The 14,344-nt window shown below is 67.7% G+C and carries 13 protein-coding genes; 11 read left to right on the plus strand and 2 right to left on the minus strand.

Annotation, left to right across the window (positions count from 1 at the left end; genetic code table 11):
• Positions 1-117: 117 nt before the first annotated feature.
• A complete protein-coding gene (locus tag A5740_RS19305) occupies positions 118-684 on the minus strand; it encodes a B-4DMT family transporter (protein WP_076196630.1) in 567 nt (188 codons plus the stop codon).
• A gap of 33 nt (positions 685-717) precedes the next feature.
• Between A5740_RS19305 and A5740_RS19310 the strand changes: the two genes are divergently transcribed.
• From A5740_RS19310 to nusB, 3 genes are read left to right on the plus strand one after another with little or no spacing between them, the layout of a single operon-like run.
• Positions 718-1,803 (plus strand): aminopeptidase P family protein, encoded by a 1,086-nt coding sequence (locus tag A5740_RS19310; RefSeq protein ID WP_076196632.1) that lies wholly within the window; start codon positions 718-720, stop codon positions 1,801-1,803.
• A gap of 24 nt (positions 1,804-1,827) precedes the next feature.
• Positions 1,828-2,391: an elongation factor P gene (efp, locus tag A5740_RS19315; protein ID WP_076196634.1), complete on the plus strand. Its 564-nt coding sequence runs from the start codon at positions 1,828-1,830 to the stop codon at positions 2,389-2,391.
• On the plus strand, positions 2,384-2,872 hold the full coding sequence (nusB, locus tag A5740_RS19320) for a transcription antitermination factor NusB (RefSeq protein WP_076196636.1): 489 nt from the start codon (positions 2,384-2,386) through the stop codon (positions 2,870-2,872). The genes efp and nusB overlap by 8 nt, the downstream gene beginning before the upstream one ends.
• 15 nt (positions 2,873-2,887) lie before the next feature.
• Here the strand turns inward: nusB and A5740_RS19325 are convergent, their stop codons facing one another.
• The gene (locus A5740_RS19325; RefSeq protein ID WP_175616297.1) at positions 2,888-4,426 is read right to left on the minus strand and encodes an HNH endonuclease signature motif containing protein; all 1,539 of its coding nucleotides are present in this window, start codon (positions 4,424-4,426) and stop codon (positions 2,888-2,890) included.
• Between the two features lie 267 nt (positions 4,427-4,693).
• On the opposite strand from A5740_RS19325, the gene A5740_RS19330 reads away from it, so the two are divergent.
• The 8 genes from A5740_RS19330 (at position 4,694) to A5740_RS19365 (ending at position 14,344) form a co-directional block, all read left to right on the plus strand.
• Complete coding sequence (locus A5740_RS19330; RefSeq protein WP_076196638.1) at positions 4,694-5,452, plus strand: GntR family transcriptional regulator; 759 nt, start codon at positions 4,694-4,696, stop codon at positions 5,450-5,452.
• Positions 5,449-5,676 (plus strand): ferredoxin family protein, encoded by a 228-nt coding sequence (locus A5740_RS19335; protein ID WP_067766052.1) that lies wholly within the window; start codon positions 5,449-5,451, stop codon positions 5,674-5,676. Before A5740_RS19330 ends, A5740_RS19335 begins: the two co-directional genes overlap by 4 nt.
• A 10-nt stretch (positions 5,677-5,686) precedes the next feature.
• Positions 5,687-7,117 carry an ABC transporter substrate-binding protein gene (locus A5740_RS19340; protein WP_139335230.1) on the plus strand — a complete coding sequence of 477 codons (1,431 nt, stop codon included), beginning with the start codon at positions 5,687-5,689 and terminating at the stop codon, positions 7,115-7,117.
• Positions 7,114-7,980: an ABC transporter permease gene (locus tag A5740_RS19345; protein WP_076196642.1), complete on the plus strand. Its 867-nt coding sequence runs from the start codon at positions 7,114-7,116 to the stop codon at positions 7,978-7,980. Before A5740_RS19340 ends, A5740_RS19345 begins: the two co-directional genes overlap by 4 nt.
• Entirely contained in the window at positions 7,977-8,726 is a 750-nt protein-coding gene (locus tag A5740_RS19350; protein WP_076196644.1) for an ABC transporter ATP-binding protein, read from the plus strand. The genes A5740_RS19345 and A5740_RS19350 overlap by 4 nt, the downstream gene beginning before the upstream one ends.
• A complete protein-coding gene (locus A5740_RS19355; protein WP_076196646.1) occupies positions 8,723-11,407 on the plus strand; it encodes a fumarate reductase/succinate dehydrogenase flavoprotein subunit in 2,685 nt (894 codons plus the stop codon). Before A5740_RS19350 ends, A5740_RS19355 begins: the two co-directional genes overlap by 4 nt.
• 72 nt (positions 11,408-11,479) lie before the next feature.
• On the plus strand, positions 11,480-14,089 hold the full coding sequence (locus A5740_RS19360; RefSeq protein ID WP_076196648.1) for a LuxR family transcriptional regulator: 2,610 nt from the start codon (positions 11,480-11,482) through the stop codon (positions 14,087-14,089).
• Positions 14,090-14,143: 54 nt separating this feature from the next.
• Positions 14,144-14,344, plus strand: a complete 201-nt coding sequence (locus A5740_RS19365; protein ID WP_076196650.1) for a hypothetical protein — start codon at positions 14,144-14,146, stop codon at positions 14,342-14,344.

The following is a 14,344-nucleotide window of genomic DNA, read 5'->3' on the forward strand; positions in this document are numbered from 1 at the left end:
GGACTGGCCAAACCGGGCCGGCTGGAAGGGCCGGACCCCTCGCTGTTGGTGGCCGCCTACGCAGAAGTGGCGGGGGCCTGAGCGCCCGCGCCACGTGAATCCTGCTGTGTCGGCCCGTTACTGCTTGGGCTGGTCGGGATAGTCGACGGGCTGGGTGGTGTCGGCCGTCTCGTGGGCGCCGTTGGCGCTCACCGCGGCGAACACGTCGGTGTCGGCACGGTCGTCGGCGGCCAGGCCGTGGTGGCGCTGGCGCGGCATCGGCGGGGCCTTGCGGTCCACCAGCCAGCGGCCCACCGTCACCCCGGCCACGCCGAGCAAGAACACCAACAGCGCGGTGAACGCCGCGAACGTGGTGATCTCGTTGAGCAGCGCATCGGTGTAGAGGCTCTTGTAGAACAACCCGATGAACCATGCCACCGCACCGCTGACGATCCCGGCGAACAGGCCGGCGATCAGCCAGGTCATTGCCATGTCGGCGCGACGATCCGGGTCCGGGTTGCGGCGCGCGTCATTCTGGCCGTCGATCAGTCCCCAGATCAGCACCGCGATCCCGAACACCGTCACCAGTGCCAGGCTGAACCATGTGGCGTTGGCCGGCGAGGCGTTGATCAGTGCTCCTTGCAGTAAGCGCACGATGACCATCGCTGTTGCGAACACCACTCCGCGCAGTAACCACTTGCTCATGGGGGCACAGCGTAGCGAGTAGCGTCACAGACCGTGACTATTTCCCAGCGCAGGGATCGGCTGCGGCGTCGGCTGGTGGATGCGGGCCTGGACGCGATGTTGGTAACTGACCTGGTCAACGTGCGTTACCTGTCCGGTTTCACCGGGTCCAATGCGGCGCTGCTGGTGCTCGCGGCAGACGCCGCGCCGGTGCTGGCCACCGATGGGCGCTATCGCACTCAGGCCGCGCAGCACGCGCCGGACGCCGAGGTGGTCATCGAGCGGGCCTGCGGGGTACATCTGGCCGGGCGTGCCGCACGCGCGGGCGCCGTTCGGCTGGGGTTCGAGAGCCATGTGGTGACGGTGGACGCCTTCACCGCGCTGACGAAGGCCGCCGGCGACAGGGTCGAGTGGGTGCGCGCCGCCGGCACGGTGGAGGCACTGCGGGAGGTCAAGGACGCCGGTGAGATCGCGATGCTGCGGTTGGCGTGTGAGGCCGCCGACGGTGCGCTCGCCGACCTGCTGGAGCGCGGTGGGCTGCGGCCCGGCCGCACCGAGCGGCAGGTGCGCAACGATCTTGAGGCGCTGATGCTGGATCACGGCGCTGACGGGCCATCGTTCGAGACGATCGTGGCGACCGGCGCCAACTCGGCCATCCCGCACCACCGCCCCACGGACGCGGTGCTGGCCGCCGGTGACTTCGTCAAGATCGACTTCGGCGCGCTGGTGGCCGGCTATCACTCCGACATGACGCGCACGTTCGTGCTGGGTCCGGCCGCCCAATGGCAACGCGACATCTATGACCTGGTGGCCACCGCGCAGCAGGCCGGTCGTGACGCGTTGGCCCCTGGCGTTTCGTTGAGCGCGGTCGACGCGGCATCACGCCAGGTCATCGCCGAGGCGGGCTACGCCGAGAACTTCGGTCACGGCCTCGGGCACGGCGTCGGACTGCAGATCCACGAAGCGCCGGGGATCAATGCCACTGCCGCCGGTACACTGCTTGCTGGCTCTGCGGTCACCGTTGAGCCTGGTGTCTACTTGCCCGATCGCGGCGGTGTCCGGATCGAGGACACCCTGGTCGTCGGAGAGGCGACACCCGACCTGCTTACTCGGTTCCCCAAGGAACTGACCATTTTGTGACGAAAACTTAGGAGTTACCCCCTCATGGCATCGACTGCCGACTTCAAGAACGGGCTCGTCCTGCAGATCGACGGACAGCTGTGGCAGATCGTCGAATTCCAGCACGTCAAGCCCGGCAAGGGCCCGGCCTTCGTGCGCACCAAGCTGAAGAACGTGGTGTCGGGCAAGGTCGTCGACAAGACCTACAACGCCGGTGTGAAGGTGGAGACCGCCACCGTGGACCGCCGCGACGCCACCTACCTGTACCGCGACGGCAACGACTTCGTGTTCATGGATTCCGAGGACTTCAATCAGCACCCGCTGTCCGAGTCACTCGTCGGCCGCTTGTCCGACTTCCTCCTGGAGAGCCTGCCGGTACAGATCGCCTTCCACGACGGTGTGCCGCTGTATCTGGAGTTGCCGGTGTCGGTCGAGCTCGAGGTTTCCCACACCGAGCCTGGCCTGCAGGGCGACCGATCCAGCGCCGGTACCAAGCCCGCCACCATGGAGACCGGAGCCGAGATCCAGGTTCCGCTGTTCATCAACACCGGCGACAAGCTCAAGGTCGACACCCGCGACGGCAGCTACCTCGGTCGCGTGAATGGCTGATCGCCGCGGCGACCGGGGCCGGCACCAGGCCCGCAAACGTGCCGTCGACCTGTTGTTCGAGGCCGAGGCGCGTGGTCTGACGCCGGAGGCGGTGGCCGACGGCCGCGCCGCGTTGGCCGAGGACCAGGACGACGTCAGTCCGCTCAATCCGTACACCGTGTCGGTGGCCCGCGGCGTCACCGAACACGCTGCCCACATCGACGACCTCATCTCGGCGCATCTGCAGGGCTGGACCTTGGAACGGCTGCCGGCCGTGGACCGGGCCATCCTGCGCGTGGCGGTCTGGGAACTGTTGCATGCCGACGACGTTCCCGAGCCTGTCGCGGTGGACGAGGCTGTCGAGCTTGCCAAAGAGCTGTCCACCGACGAGTCACCGGGATTCGTCAACGGGGTCCTGGGCCAGGTCATGCTGGTGACCCCGCAGATTCGCGCCGCCGCGGCGGCCGTCCAAGGCGCCGTACAGGATCGGCCGGAGCAGTAGGGTCTCTGGCCCGGTTTACCCGTCATCGGCTTCCTCCTGGGGAATGAGTAGTTCCTCGGGGTGGAAGTGATGGTTGACGGTGTCTTGGCCGGTGTCCATGAGAGGTGGCGGATGCCAGTGGATCCGACCGGTATCTGGGTCGACGCTGGTGGTCCAACCGAGCCCGACCAGGCGATTGTCGGGCCCACAGCTCAACGCGAGGTCGGGGGCGTCGGTCTGTCCACCGTGCTGCCAGTCGGCTTTGGCGTGGTGGACCTGGCTCTCGTCGGCCGGTGCGGTGCACCCTGGGCGGGTACAGCCGCGGTCACGGTTGTAGAGCAGCAGTCGTTGCGCTTTGGTGGCCAACCGTTTGGAGCGGGCCATGTAGAGCGGCTCGGCGGTGTGGTGTCTGTAGACGACGAGGTAGTGATAGCTGTGCGAGGCCAAGCGGATGAGATCGCTCATCGGCATCAAGATGCCCGAGCCCGTGACGGCGATACCGGCGCCGGCTTCGAGTTCAGCCAGGGTGGTGGAGACGACCACGGTGACCGGCAGGCCGCCATGTTGGCCGAGTCGTTTGGACATGAGTAGCTCGCGCAGGGCGGCTTTGAGTGCATCGTGATTGCGCTGGGACTGGGTGCGTGTGTCCCGCGCGGCTGCCTGTTCCTCGTCCTGCTGGGCTACTTGGTCCGGGGGCGGATCGGGCGCTGCCACGCCTTCGCTGTCGAATTCGGTAGCGTCGGTTCCGGATTCAGTCACGGCATCGTCGGTGGCATGTTCCTCCTGTGCCGCCGAACCTCTCTCACGGGTGTCGACCGGGTCGGCCGCGGGGTGGTGGGCTGAGTCGGGATCGGCTGGGTTGTTGAGGCCGGGCCGGCCCCATGCGCCGGTGACCGCGGTCAGATAAGCCGCCGCCTCGGGATCAAGCCAGCCCTGCACATGCACCAGCCCGTCGGCGTCCTGCTTGCCGATCCGAAGCCCACGCAGGTGAGCCGCGATGTCGGGCCCGTCGCCGTCCTGGTTGAGCAGATACAGCAGTTTGGCGGCGGCGGCCTTGAGTGTTTCGGGGGTTTCGCGGGTTGCCGCGGCCACCAGGTCCGATTCGACCTGGGCGAGTTCACCGGCGTTCAGGTACTTCTGCGCCTGTCCCAACGTGTCGCGAATGACGTTTACGTGTTCGGTGTTGATCGTTCCCGACTGCAGCGCCTGCGCGCATGCGGGCAGTATCGGCTCCAACACCTCGCCGGTGAGGCCATATCGCGGCCCGAGGTCGGCCGCCGCCGCCACTCGGCGTGACGCTTCCCTGTGGCTGATCCGCATCCGGGTGGCAAGGACATCAGTCCACGACTTCCCACCGATCTCTCGTGGGCTGGTCCGCGCCATCAGCGCCGACTGAATGCGGTGATCGACCGTCGCCTGGGTCCGGGCCTGCCGCTCGCGCTCGGACTGGATCGCCAGTAACTCCGCAGTGTCGAACGCGGTGAAATCAACGTCGATGAGTGTCGTGGTCGCGGCCAGGTGGTCGGCCAGCGCGGTCTGCACCGCGCCCCGATTCGGGGCCAACCCGACGTTCATGATTCGAACACTAGTTCGATCAGCCGACAAGAATTGGCCGTTTGAGACCGGTGTGGCCATAGTGGCCAAAGTTTTTTGAGCGGGCCCAAACGACGTTTCGATCATCGCGATTTGTAAATTTTCATCACGGCCGAGGTGGCGCAATGCGAGCCGCGACGGCGGTTTCGCCAGGTACCGAACGTCGGCTGGCGGCGCAATCAGTTAACCTGCGCAAACGGCAGATTCGCCGCACTGCGAGGCCTCCCGGATGCCCCTTACCTTGAGTGCGTGTCTTCCCAGCCCGAAGCCAATCCTGTACCGCTGACGAGCCGACGTGCTCGCGCGGACCAGGCCCGTCAAGTCGCCGATGTGCTGCGTCATCAGATTTATGACGGCGCGTACGCCGGGTCCCTGCCGCCCGAAGCGGACCTGGCCGCCGAATTCTTCGTCTCGCGCAACACCGTTCGCGAAGCGCTCGGCGTGCTCAAGAACGAAGGCCTGATCGAACGGGGCACCAAGGTGGGCACCCACGTGGCGGCCCGCAAGTACGACCACGGCCTCGACGCCCTGGTCGGGTTGAAGGAAACCTTCAAGGACTACGGCGACGTCCGCAACGAGGTGCGTGCCGTGCAACGGCTCACCGCACCGCCGGCGGTGGCCCGCAAGCTGGCGCTGGAACCCGGGACACAGGTGGTGTTCATCGAGCGGCTGCGTTACCTGGCCGACCTGCCGTTGTCGTTGGACCTGACCTACCTGGTTCCCGACATCGGCGAGCAGGTGGTCTCCCATTCCCTCGAGACCAATGACATCTTCGCGCTCATCGAGCGGGTAAGTGGATTCCGGCTGGGCGGGGCAAGCCTTGCCCTGGAAGCGGTTTCGGCCGATCCGCATACCGCCGCGACGCTGGACGTGCCCAACGGATCGGCACTGCTGATGGCCGAACGGCTGACCAGTCTGGACGACGGCAGGCCCGTCGATCTGGAGTACATCAGGATGCGCGGTGATCGAATCACCATGCGCGGCAACCTCGTGAGGAGAGACGCATGACGCTGGTCAACCAACGGGCCGACGTGCCGGTGACCATCGACGAATCGCTGTGTATCGAGGGCTGCACGCTGTGCGTGGACGTGTGCCCGCTCGATTCGCTGGCGATCAACCCCGACAACGGCAAGGCCTACATGCACGTCGACGAATGCTGGTACTGCGGACCGTGCGCAGCCCGCTGTCCCACCGGCGCCGTCACCGTCAACATGCCCTATCTCATCCGGTAGAGGATCCGAAGTGAAAACAGCCCTGTTCGCTCTGGCCGCCGGTCTCACGTTCGCGACCGCCGGTTGCTCCCTGGATTCGGCCACCGACTCGGCCGACACCGTCGACGTCGTCGTCGGCTATCAGTCCAAGACCATCAACACCGTCACAGCCGGAACCCTGCTGCGCGCCCAGGGCTATCTGGAGCGTCGCCTGGCCGACATCACCACCCAGACGGGCACGAAGTACAACGTCACCTGGCAGGACTACGACACCGGCGCCCCGATCACGGCGCAGATGGTGGCCGAGAAGATCGACATCGGGTCGATGGGCGACTATCCGATGTTGATCAACGGGTCCAAGACGCAGGCCAACGAGCGGGCCAAGACCGAGATCGTCTCGGTCACCGGGTACAACCCCAAAGGGGCGCTCAACATGGTTGTGGTCACCCCGGATTCACCGGCCAAGTCGTTGACCGACCTCGCCGGCAAGAAGATCTCGGCCAGCGTCGGATCGGCCGGGCACGGCATGGTGGTGCAGGCACTCGGTCGGGCCGGCATCGACGCCAAGACCGGCGTGGAGGTGCTCAACCAGCAGCCGCAGGTAGGTGCCTCCGCACTGGAATCTGGTCAGGTGCAAGCTCTTTCGCAGTTCGTCGCCTGGCCCGGTCTGCTGGTGCACCAGGGCAAGGCCAAGCTGCTGTATGACGGTGCCGAGCTGAACTATCCGACGTTGCACGGAGTGGTGGTGCGTCGCGCCTATGCGTCCGAGCATCCCGAGGTGCTCGACGCCTTCCTGCAGGCCCAGCTCGACGCCACCGACTTTCTGAACACCAAACCGTTGGAGGCCGCCCGCATCGTGGCCGAGGGCAGCGGGTTGCCCCAGGAGGTCGTCTACCTCTACAACGGTCCCGGTGGTACCTCGTTCGACACCACGCTCAAGCCCTCGTTGATCGAAGCGCTCAAAGGCGATGTGCCATACCTGAAGTCGATCGACAACTTCGCCGATCTGGACGTGGCCGGTTTCGTGCAGGATGCGCCGTTGCGGGCCGCGTTCGCCGCCCGCGGGCAGGATTACGACAAGGCACTGAGCTCGAACACCAACCCGTCGGCGTTGGGCGGTACCGACCCGGTGTGCCGACGCGCCGTCGACAATGCCGCCACCGCCGGTGAACTCTGGCTCGACGGATCGAATACCACCACCGCCGCTGCCACGCCGGTGTGCCTGCTCAAGGCGATCCGACAGGCCGAAGGCGAGGGCAAGAAGGTCCGTGCCGCCTATGTGACCGACGCCGAGTTGGGCACGCGGTGGTTCGCCGACAAGGCGGTCTGGCTCCGCGTGCCGGCCCAAGGTGGCGAGAACTATCTGCCGTTCGGCACCCAGGCCGGGGCCGAACGCTACGCGGCGGCCCACCCCGGCAGTGCGGTGATCGACTACCCGCAGGCCTTGGCAGGTGCGGTATGACGACCACCGATGCCGCCCCCGACACCGTCCCGGCAACGGTCGACGACGGTTCCGTATCCCTGTCCGCGCCCCGCCGTACCCCGTCGGTCTGGCCGCGTCGTCTGGTGCGGCTGGCGTCGGTCCTCAGCGCGGTTGTGCTGTGGCAGGTGCTCACCGCCAACGAGGTCCGGCTGGGTCTGCGCTTCGACACCCTGCCGACCGTCACCGAAATCACTGCGGCTCTGTTGCACCGGCTCGGGACCCCCGAGTATTGGCTGGATCTCGGCCAGTCGCTGATCCGCATTCTGACCGGATTCGGAATCGCCGCCGTGGTCGGGGTGATCACCGGAATCCTGTTGGGACGCACGGCCTGGTTCGCCGACATCTTCGGCCCGCTCACCGAGTTGGCCCGGCCGATCCCGGCGATCGCCATGGTGCCGGTGGCCATCCTGCTCTTCCCCAGCGACGAGGCCGGAATCGTGTTCATCACGTTCCTGGCCGCCTACTTCCCGATCATGGTCAGCGTGCGGCATGCGGTGCGGGCGTTGCCGACCATCTGGGAGGACTCGGTGCGCACCCTCGGCGGCGGCCGGCTCGACGTGCTGCGGCAGGTCGTGCTGCCGGGCATCCTGCCCGGTCTGTTCGGCGGGCTCTCGGTCGGCATGGGGGTGGCATGGATCTGCGTCGTCTCGGCCGAGATGATCTCGGGTCGCCTCGGCGTGGGTTACCGCACCTGGCAGGCGTACACGGTGCTGAACTATCCCGACGTGTTCGTCGGCATCATCACGATCGGGGTACTGGGGTTCGTCACCGCCGCGGCGGTGGAGCTGATCGGCCGGCGGGCCACCCGCTGGCTGCCCCGGGGTGAGGAGGTCACGAGATGAGCCCCACAGCCACCGCGACGGGCATGCGCCTGGAGCTCGCCGGTATTCGGTTGTCCTATACCGGTTCCCCGGTGATCGACAATCTGAGCCTCACCGTCGAGCCCGGTGAGATCCTGGTGCTCACCGGGCCGTCCGGATGCGGCAAGTCGACCCTCCTGCGGGCGCTGACCGGACTGCTGCGTCCCGACGCCGGTCAGGTGCTGGCCGACGGCGAACCCGTCACCACCACCTCGCGCGACCGCGGCATGGTGTTCCAGGACAGCGCCCTGCTGCCGTGGCGAACCGTGCGGTCGAATATCGAACTGGCCCTGCAGCTGCGGGGGGAGCCGAAAGCCGGGCGCAGGGAGCGGGCAGACCGCTGGATCGACGAGGTCGGCCTGAGCGGGTTCGCCGATTTCTTGCCCAAGAGCCTCTCCGGCGGGATGCGGCAACGGGTTCAACTTGCCCGCGGCCTGGCCGGCGCGCCCCGCGCAGTGATGATGGACGAGCCGTTCGCCGCGCTGGACACGCAGACTCGGGCGGCCATGCAGCGGCTGCTGATCGACACCTGGAAAGCCCATCCGACGACGACCGTCTTCGTCACCCACGACGTCGACGAGGCGCTCACCCTCGGTGACCGCGTCGCGGTCCTCGGCCGCGCCGGACAGCCGTTGCGCGCCCTCATCGACGTGGGTCAGCCCCGAACCGACCATCCCGAACGATCGGCGCTGCGCGCCGAGATCATCGCCGCCTTGGAGCAACCATGACTGAGACCCTTGAGATCCCGAATGTTTCCGACGCGGTCCGGATCGACTGCGATGTGTTGGTGATCGGCGGCGGTACCGCGGGCACCATGGCCGCGCTGACCGCCGCCGAGAACGGTGCTCAGGTGCTGCTGCTGGAGAAGGCGCACGTGCGGCACTCCGGCGCGCTGGCCATGGGCATGGACGGGGTCAACAACGCCGTCATCCCCGGCAAGGCCGAACCGGAGGATTACGTCGCCGAGATCACCCGGGCCAACGACGGCATCGTCAACCAGCGCACTGTCTATCAGACCGCCACCCGGGGATTCGCCATGGTGCAGCGGCTGGAACGGTACGGCGTCAAGTTCGAGAAGGACGAGCACGGCGAATACGCCGTACGGCGGGTGCACCGGTCCGGCTCTTACGTGCTGCCGATGCCCGAGGGCAAGGACGTCAAGAAGGCCCTGTACCGGGTGCTGCGGCAACGGTCGATGCGGGAGAAGATCCGCATCGAGAACCGGTTCATGCCGGTGCGCGTCCTCACCGACGGGGGGCGGGCGGTCGGCGCGGCCGCATTCAACACCCGCACCGGGGAATTCGTCACGGTCGCAGCCAAGGCCGTGATCCTGTCCACCGGGGCGTGCGGCCGTCTCGGATTGCCCGCATCCGGGTACCTGTACGGCACCTACGAGAACCCCACCAATGCCGGTGACGGATATGCCATGGCCTACCACGCCGGTGCCGAACTGTCGGGAATCGAGTGCTTCCAGGTCAATCCGCTGATCAAGGACTACAACGGTCCGGCCTGCGCCTATGTGGCCAACCCCTTCGGCGGCTATCAGGTCAATGCGCTGGGGGAGCGGTTCGTCGACTCCGATTACTGGTCGGGCCAGATGATGGCCGAGGTGAAAGAGGAGATCGAATCGGCCCGTGGACCGATTTACCTCAAGGTCAGCCATCTGCCCGACGAGACGCTGACCACGCTGGAGAACATCCTGCACACCACCGAGCGGCCCACCCGCGGAACATTCCACGCCAACCGCGGCCATGACTACCGCACCCACGACATCGAGATGCACATCTCCGAGATCGGCTTGTGCTCAGGTCATTCCGCATCCGGGGTGTGGGTCGACGAGCACGCCCGCACCACGGTGCCCGGCCTGTATGCGGCCGGTGACCTGGCGTGCGTACCGCACAACTACATGATCGGTGCGTTCGTGTACGGCGACCTCGCCGGTGAGCACGCGGCCTCGACACTGGCCGAAACATCTGCACCGCAAGACCTCCCGGCCGACCAGATCGCCGCGGCGCACGAGTTGATCTACCGTCCGCTGCGGCACCCGGACGCACCGCCCCAGCCGCAGGTCGAGTTCAAACTGCGTCGGTTCGTCAACGATTATGTGGCCCCGCCGAAGACGGCCACCAAACTGTCGATCGCGGTGCAGACCTTCGAGCGGATGGAGGCCGAGGTCGAGGGGATCGGGGCGCGCACCCCGCACGAGTTGATGCGCGCCGCCGAGGTGTCGTTCATCCGGGACTGCGCGGAGATGGCCGCGCGCTCGTCGTTGACCCGGACCGAATCCCGTTGGGGCCTCTACCACGAGCGGGCAGATCTGCCCCAGCGGGACGACCAGCAGTGGCGATACCACCTCAACCTCTACAAGGACGCCGACGGCGCCATGCGCTTCGTCAAGCGTCCGGTGGCACCGTATTTCGTCGCGGTACCCGAACTCGACCACGTGACCTCGCAGGACCCGGTGACCTCCGTCGAACAACCTCATCTGCACGGCGGCCGAGCACCGTCGGCCGAACCGTCCCGGGTGCGCAGCGCCACCTCGGCGCAGCCACCGTCACCGCGAATCGCCGCGGTACTCGCGTTGGAGGAGCCCACGCTGGAGGATCTGAGCAGCTACCTGACCGACGCGGACGCCGGCGTGCGCCGTACCGCGGTCGCCACGCTCGTCGAGCATCTGCCCGACGGGTATCAGCCCGCGCTGGTGGCCGCCCTGGCCGACGACGACGCCGGGGTGCGGCGCGAAACCGCCGATGCGGTCCGGGAACTCGTCGAGGTGTTGCCAGATCCTGGTGCCTTCCTCGACCGGTTGGCGTCTGAGGATCCGGTGGTCCGTGCGGTGACGGTGTACCTGTCGAGTTCGCGGCGCGTCGGCAGCGCCGAGGCGTACCGGGTCGCGTCGACCGACATCGATCACCGGGTTCGGATCGAAGCCGTGCGCGCCTTGGTGTCGGTCGACGACCACACCGGCGTCGCGGCGGCAACCGCCGACGAGAACCGGGAGGTGCGGATCGCGGCGGTGGGCGGTCTGGCCACCTTGCGCGCCGGCGCCGATGCCGTACGGGTGGCATTGGACGACGCGGACCCGTTGGTGCGGGCGGCGGCGCTGGCTTCGCTCGGCGCGGTCGGTTGTACCGGGGACGTTGTGGTCAGCGTGGAGAAGGCCTTCACCGAATCGGCCTGGCAGATCCGGCAGGGTGCGGCACGGGCGTTGGCCGGTGCCGAACCCGAGGTCGCCGTTCCCACCCTGTGGCGGGCGTTGGAGGACCGGCATCTCGATGTCCGCAAGGCCGCAGTGCTCAGCCTGAGCCGGTGGGCGGATTCGGAGACGGCGCGTCAGGCGCTGACCGTGGCGTTGGAGGACAGCGACGCTGATGTGCGCGCGTATGCCCGTCAGGCGCTCGCTGGCTGAACGCCGGTCGGGCGTCGGTCCGGAATCGTCGTTACCGCTGCCCACGACCCGGTACCGGCCTAATCTCGATGCGTGCGACTCGCCTGGCCGCTGACAGGGCGGTTGGAGGAGAGCCGGCTGATCGACGCCGCGCTGGCCTCCACCGAACTGTCCGGGATCGTGATCTACGGAAGTGCAGGGGTAGGCAAGAGCCGTATCGCCCGAGAAGCGCTCGCGGCGGCGGGCACCGGCGGTTACGAAACGCGCTGGGCGGTGGGGACATCGGCCGCTCAGGGGTTGCCGCTGGGAACATTCGCACGGTGGGTGGGTACCTCGGACGCCGACAGCGCGGCACTCGTCGGCCGCGTGATCGACGGACTGACCGGAACCTCCGACGGCCGGCCGGTACTCGTGTGCGTCGACGATGCACACCTGCTGGACGGGTTGTCGGGCTTCGTCTTGCAGCAGATCGTCCAGCGCGGCGCCGCCACGCTTCTGTTGACCGTGCGCGCGGGTGCGCCGGTACCTGCCGAGGTACTGACGGCGTGTGACCGCGGCCGGTTCGAGCGGTTGGACCTGCAGCCGTTGTCCCGAGACGAGTCGACGCGGCTGCTGACCGCCGCGCTCGACGGCCCGCCGGACGAGGACGCAGCGGGACGGCTGTGGCGGCTGACCCGGGGCAACGTGCTGTACCTGCGCAACATCGTCGAGCAGGAAGTCGCGCAGGGGCGCCTCGCGTATCGGCAGGGCTACTGGCGGTGGACCGGCGATCCGGTGATCCCGCCGAGCCTGGTCGAATTGATCGAGACGCGGATCGGTGCACTTCCACCGGCAGTGAGTGAGGTGGTCGACGTACTGGCCGTGGCCGAGCCGATCCAGCTGCACCGGCTGGTGGCAATCACCGATGCCGATGCGGTGGTGACGGCCGAGGCTCGTGGACTGATCACGATCGATCCCGCCGACCGTGAGGTCCGCGTGGCGCACCCGTTGTACGCCGAGGTGCGGCGCAACCGGGTGCCGGGTTCTCGGCTGCGCCGGCTGCGGGGGCTGGTTGCCACCGCGCTCGGCGACCGGGACGACCGCGACTCCATGCGGGTGGTGGTGCGGCGAGCCGCACTGATGCTCGATTCGGATCTCGCGCCCGACCCCGAGTTGCTGACTCGGGCCGCACAGGGCGCGGTGTGGTTGTCCGATCTGGAACTGGCCGACCGGCTGGCCCAGGGGGCAATCTCCGCCGGAGCCGGCGTGGAGGCGAATTTCATTCGCGCCCATGCTTTGTCGTGGCTCAGCCGGGGCGAGGAGTCGGACGCGATTCTCGATGCGATCGCGGCCGCCGAACTCGACGACGACGGCCGTGCCCGGCTGGCCTTCCTGCGTGCGTCAAACCTGCTGTGGTCACTCGCCGATCCAGAGGGCGCCAAGCGGCACGTCGACGATGCGGCGGCGGACATTCCGGCCGCTGCCCGGGCCGGCATCGACGCGTTCTACACGGTGTACTGGGCCGCGATCGGATATCCGGAGCGGGCCGCGACAGCATCCAGCGGCCTGGAGCTCGACGCGCTGCCCGCCATCGTGGGTGCGGTCACGGCGTGGGCCGTGACCGTGTCGTGTGGCGACACGGGGCGTGCCGACGAGGCGGTTGCCGCCGCGCAGACCGGGTACCGCATCACCGAGCGTTCCTTCGATGCCGCGCATATGCGGTTCGTCATCGCCGACGCGCACATCGGTGCGCTGCTACTGGCCGGGCGGATCGGTGAGGCGCGTGAGGAAGCCGAGCAGTTGAGCCGTCGGGCCGCCGAACTGCCCGGTGCAGCGCAGCTGTTCGGTATCGCGCTGGCGGGTCGTGCCGCGACGGCGGCCGGCCAGCTCGACACCGCGGCTGAACTGCTGGATCCGGTCGTAGAGATGATGCGGGCGGCGGGGGAGACCAACGGATTCGGCTATCGCTTTCAGCTGCCCAGGGCCACTGCTCTGGCCATCGGTGGTCTGTCCGGTGACTCCGCCGTGGTCGAACTCGACGAGTGTCGGCATCCCAGTTGGCATCACCTCGCCTACGAGCATGCCCTGGTGCGGGCCTGGGTCGCTGCGACGCAGGGGGCGGTGTCGGAGGCCGTGGAGATCGTGCTCGATGCGGCAGATACCGCAGCTGGCAACGGGCAATTGGCGGCCGAGGTGTTGTGCCTGCAGACCGCGGCTCAGTTCGGCGACCATTCTCGCACCCGACGGCTCGACGAGTTGACCGGTCTGGTCGAGGGTCCACGAGTCGGTGCCGCTGCCGCGCTGTGCCGGGCCCTCGCCGATGACGATGGCGATGGGCTGGTAAAAGCATCAACAGAATTCGAGGAATTCGGCGATCTGGTCGCGGCCGTCGATGCGGCCGGTCGCGCCGCGGTGGCATATCGACGCAAGGACATGCGGGGGTCGGCTCTGGCATCGGCGACGCGGGCCACGGCACTGGCCGAAGCATGCGGTGGCGCGGCCACGCCGGCGTTGCTCGCCGCCGCCGAACGTCTGCCCTTGACCGGCCGGGAACGTGAGATCGCGATGATGATCGGCGCCGGTCTGTCCAGTCGCGCGATTGCCGACCGGCTACGCCTCTCGATCCGCACCGTCGAGGGACACATCTACCGTGCGATGGCGAAAACCGGCGTATCGACCAGAGCCGAGCTGATCGCGCTGCTACCGCGGAGGCATCGCGGCTGATTCGGGTATCGCGATACTCACTCTGGTGCAGCGGAACCGTCGCATCCTGGATCGATGGCCGACGAGGGGGACTTGCACGAACGGGCGTTGCGGCAACTTCCGTTGCCGTACTCGTTGGCATTGCGGCTCCGTGACGCCAAAGTGGCACGTGAACTGGTGTGTGAGTACCTCAGTGTCGAGGACTCCGCGCTCGACGGCATCTACCGGATCGCCGAGGCCAAGCTGGCCGCGGCGGTGGCCCGGGTGGGAGCGTAG

Source organism: Mycobacterium sp. GA-1841 (assembly GCF_001954135.1).
Taxonomy (GTDB): Bacteria; Actinomycetota; Actinomycetes; order Mycobacteriales; family Mycobacteriaceae; genus Mycobacterium.

Coding starts and splice junctions, on each gene's coding strand:
- A5740_RS19365 (WP_076196650.1), top strand. CDS start 14,144: ATGGCCGACGAGGGGGACTTGCACGAACGGGCGTTGCGGCAACTTCCG.
- A5740_RS19355 (WP_076196646.1), top strand. CDS start 8,723: ATGACTGAGACCCTTGAGATCCCGAATGTTTCCGACGCGGTCCGGATC.
- A5740_RS19345 (WP_076196642.1), top strand. CDS start 7,114: ATGACGACCACCGATGCCGCCCCCGACACCGTCCCGGCAACGGTCGAC.
- efp (WP_076196634.1), top strand. CDS start 1,828: ATGGCATCGACTGCCGACTTCAAGAACGGGCTCGTCCTGCAGATCGAC.
- A5740_RS19335 (WP_067766052.1), top strand. CDS start 5,449: ATGACGCTGGTCAACCAACGGGCCGACGTGCCGGTGACCATCGACGAA.
- nusB (WP_076196636.1), top strand. CDS start 2,384: ATGGCTGATCGCCGCGGCGACCGGGGCCGGCACCAGGCCCGCAAACGT.
- A5740_RS19325 (WP_175616297.1), bottom strand. CDS start 4,426: ATGAACGTCGGGTTGGCCCCGAATCGGGGCGCGGTGCAGACCGCGCTG.
- A5740_RS19350 (WP_076196644.1), top strand. CDS start 7,977: ATGAGCCCCACAGCCACCGCGACGGGCATGCGCCTGGAGCTCGCCGGT.
- A5740_RS19305 (WP_076196630.1), bottom strand. CDS start 684: ATGAGCAAGTGGTTACTGCGCGGAGTGGTGTTCGCAACAGCGATGGTC.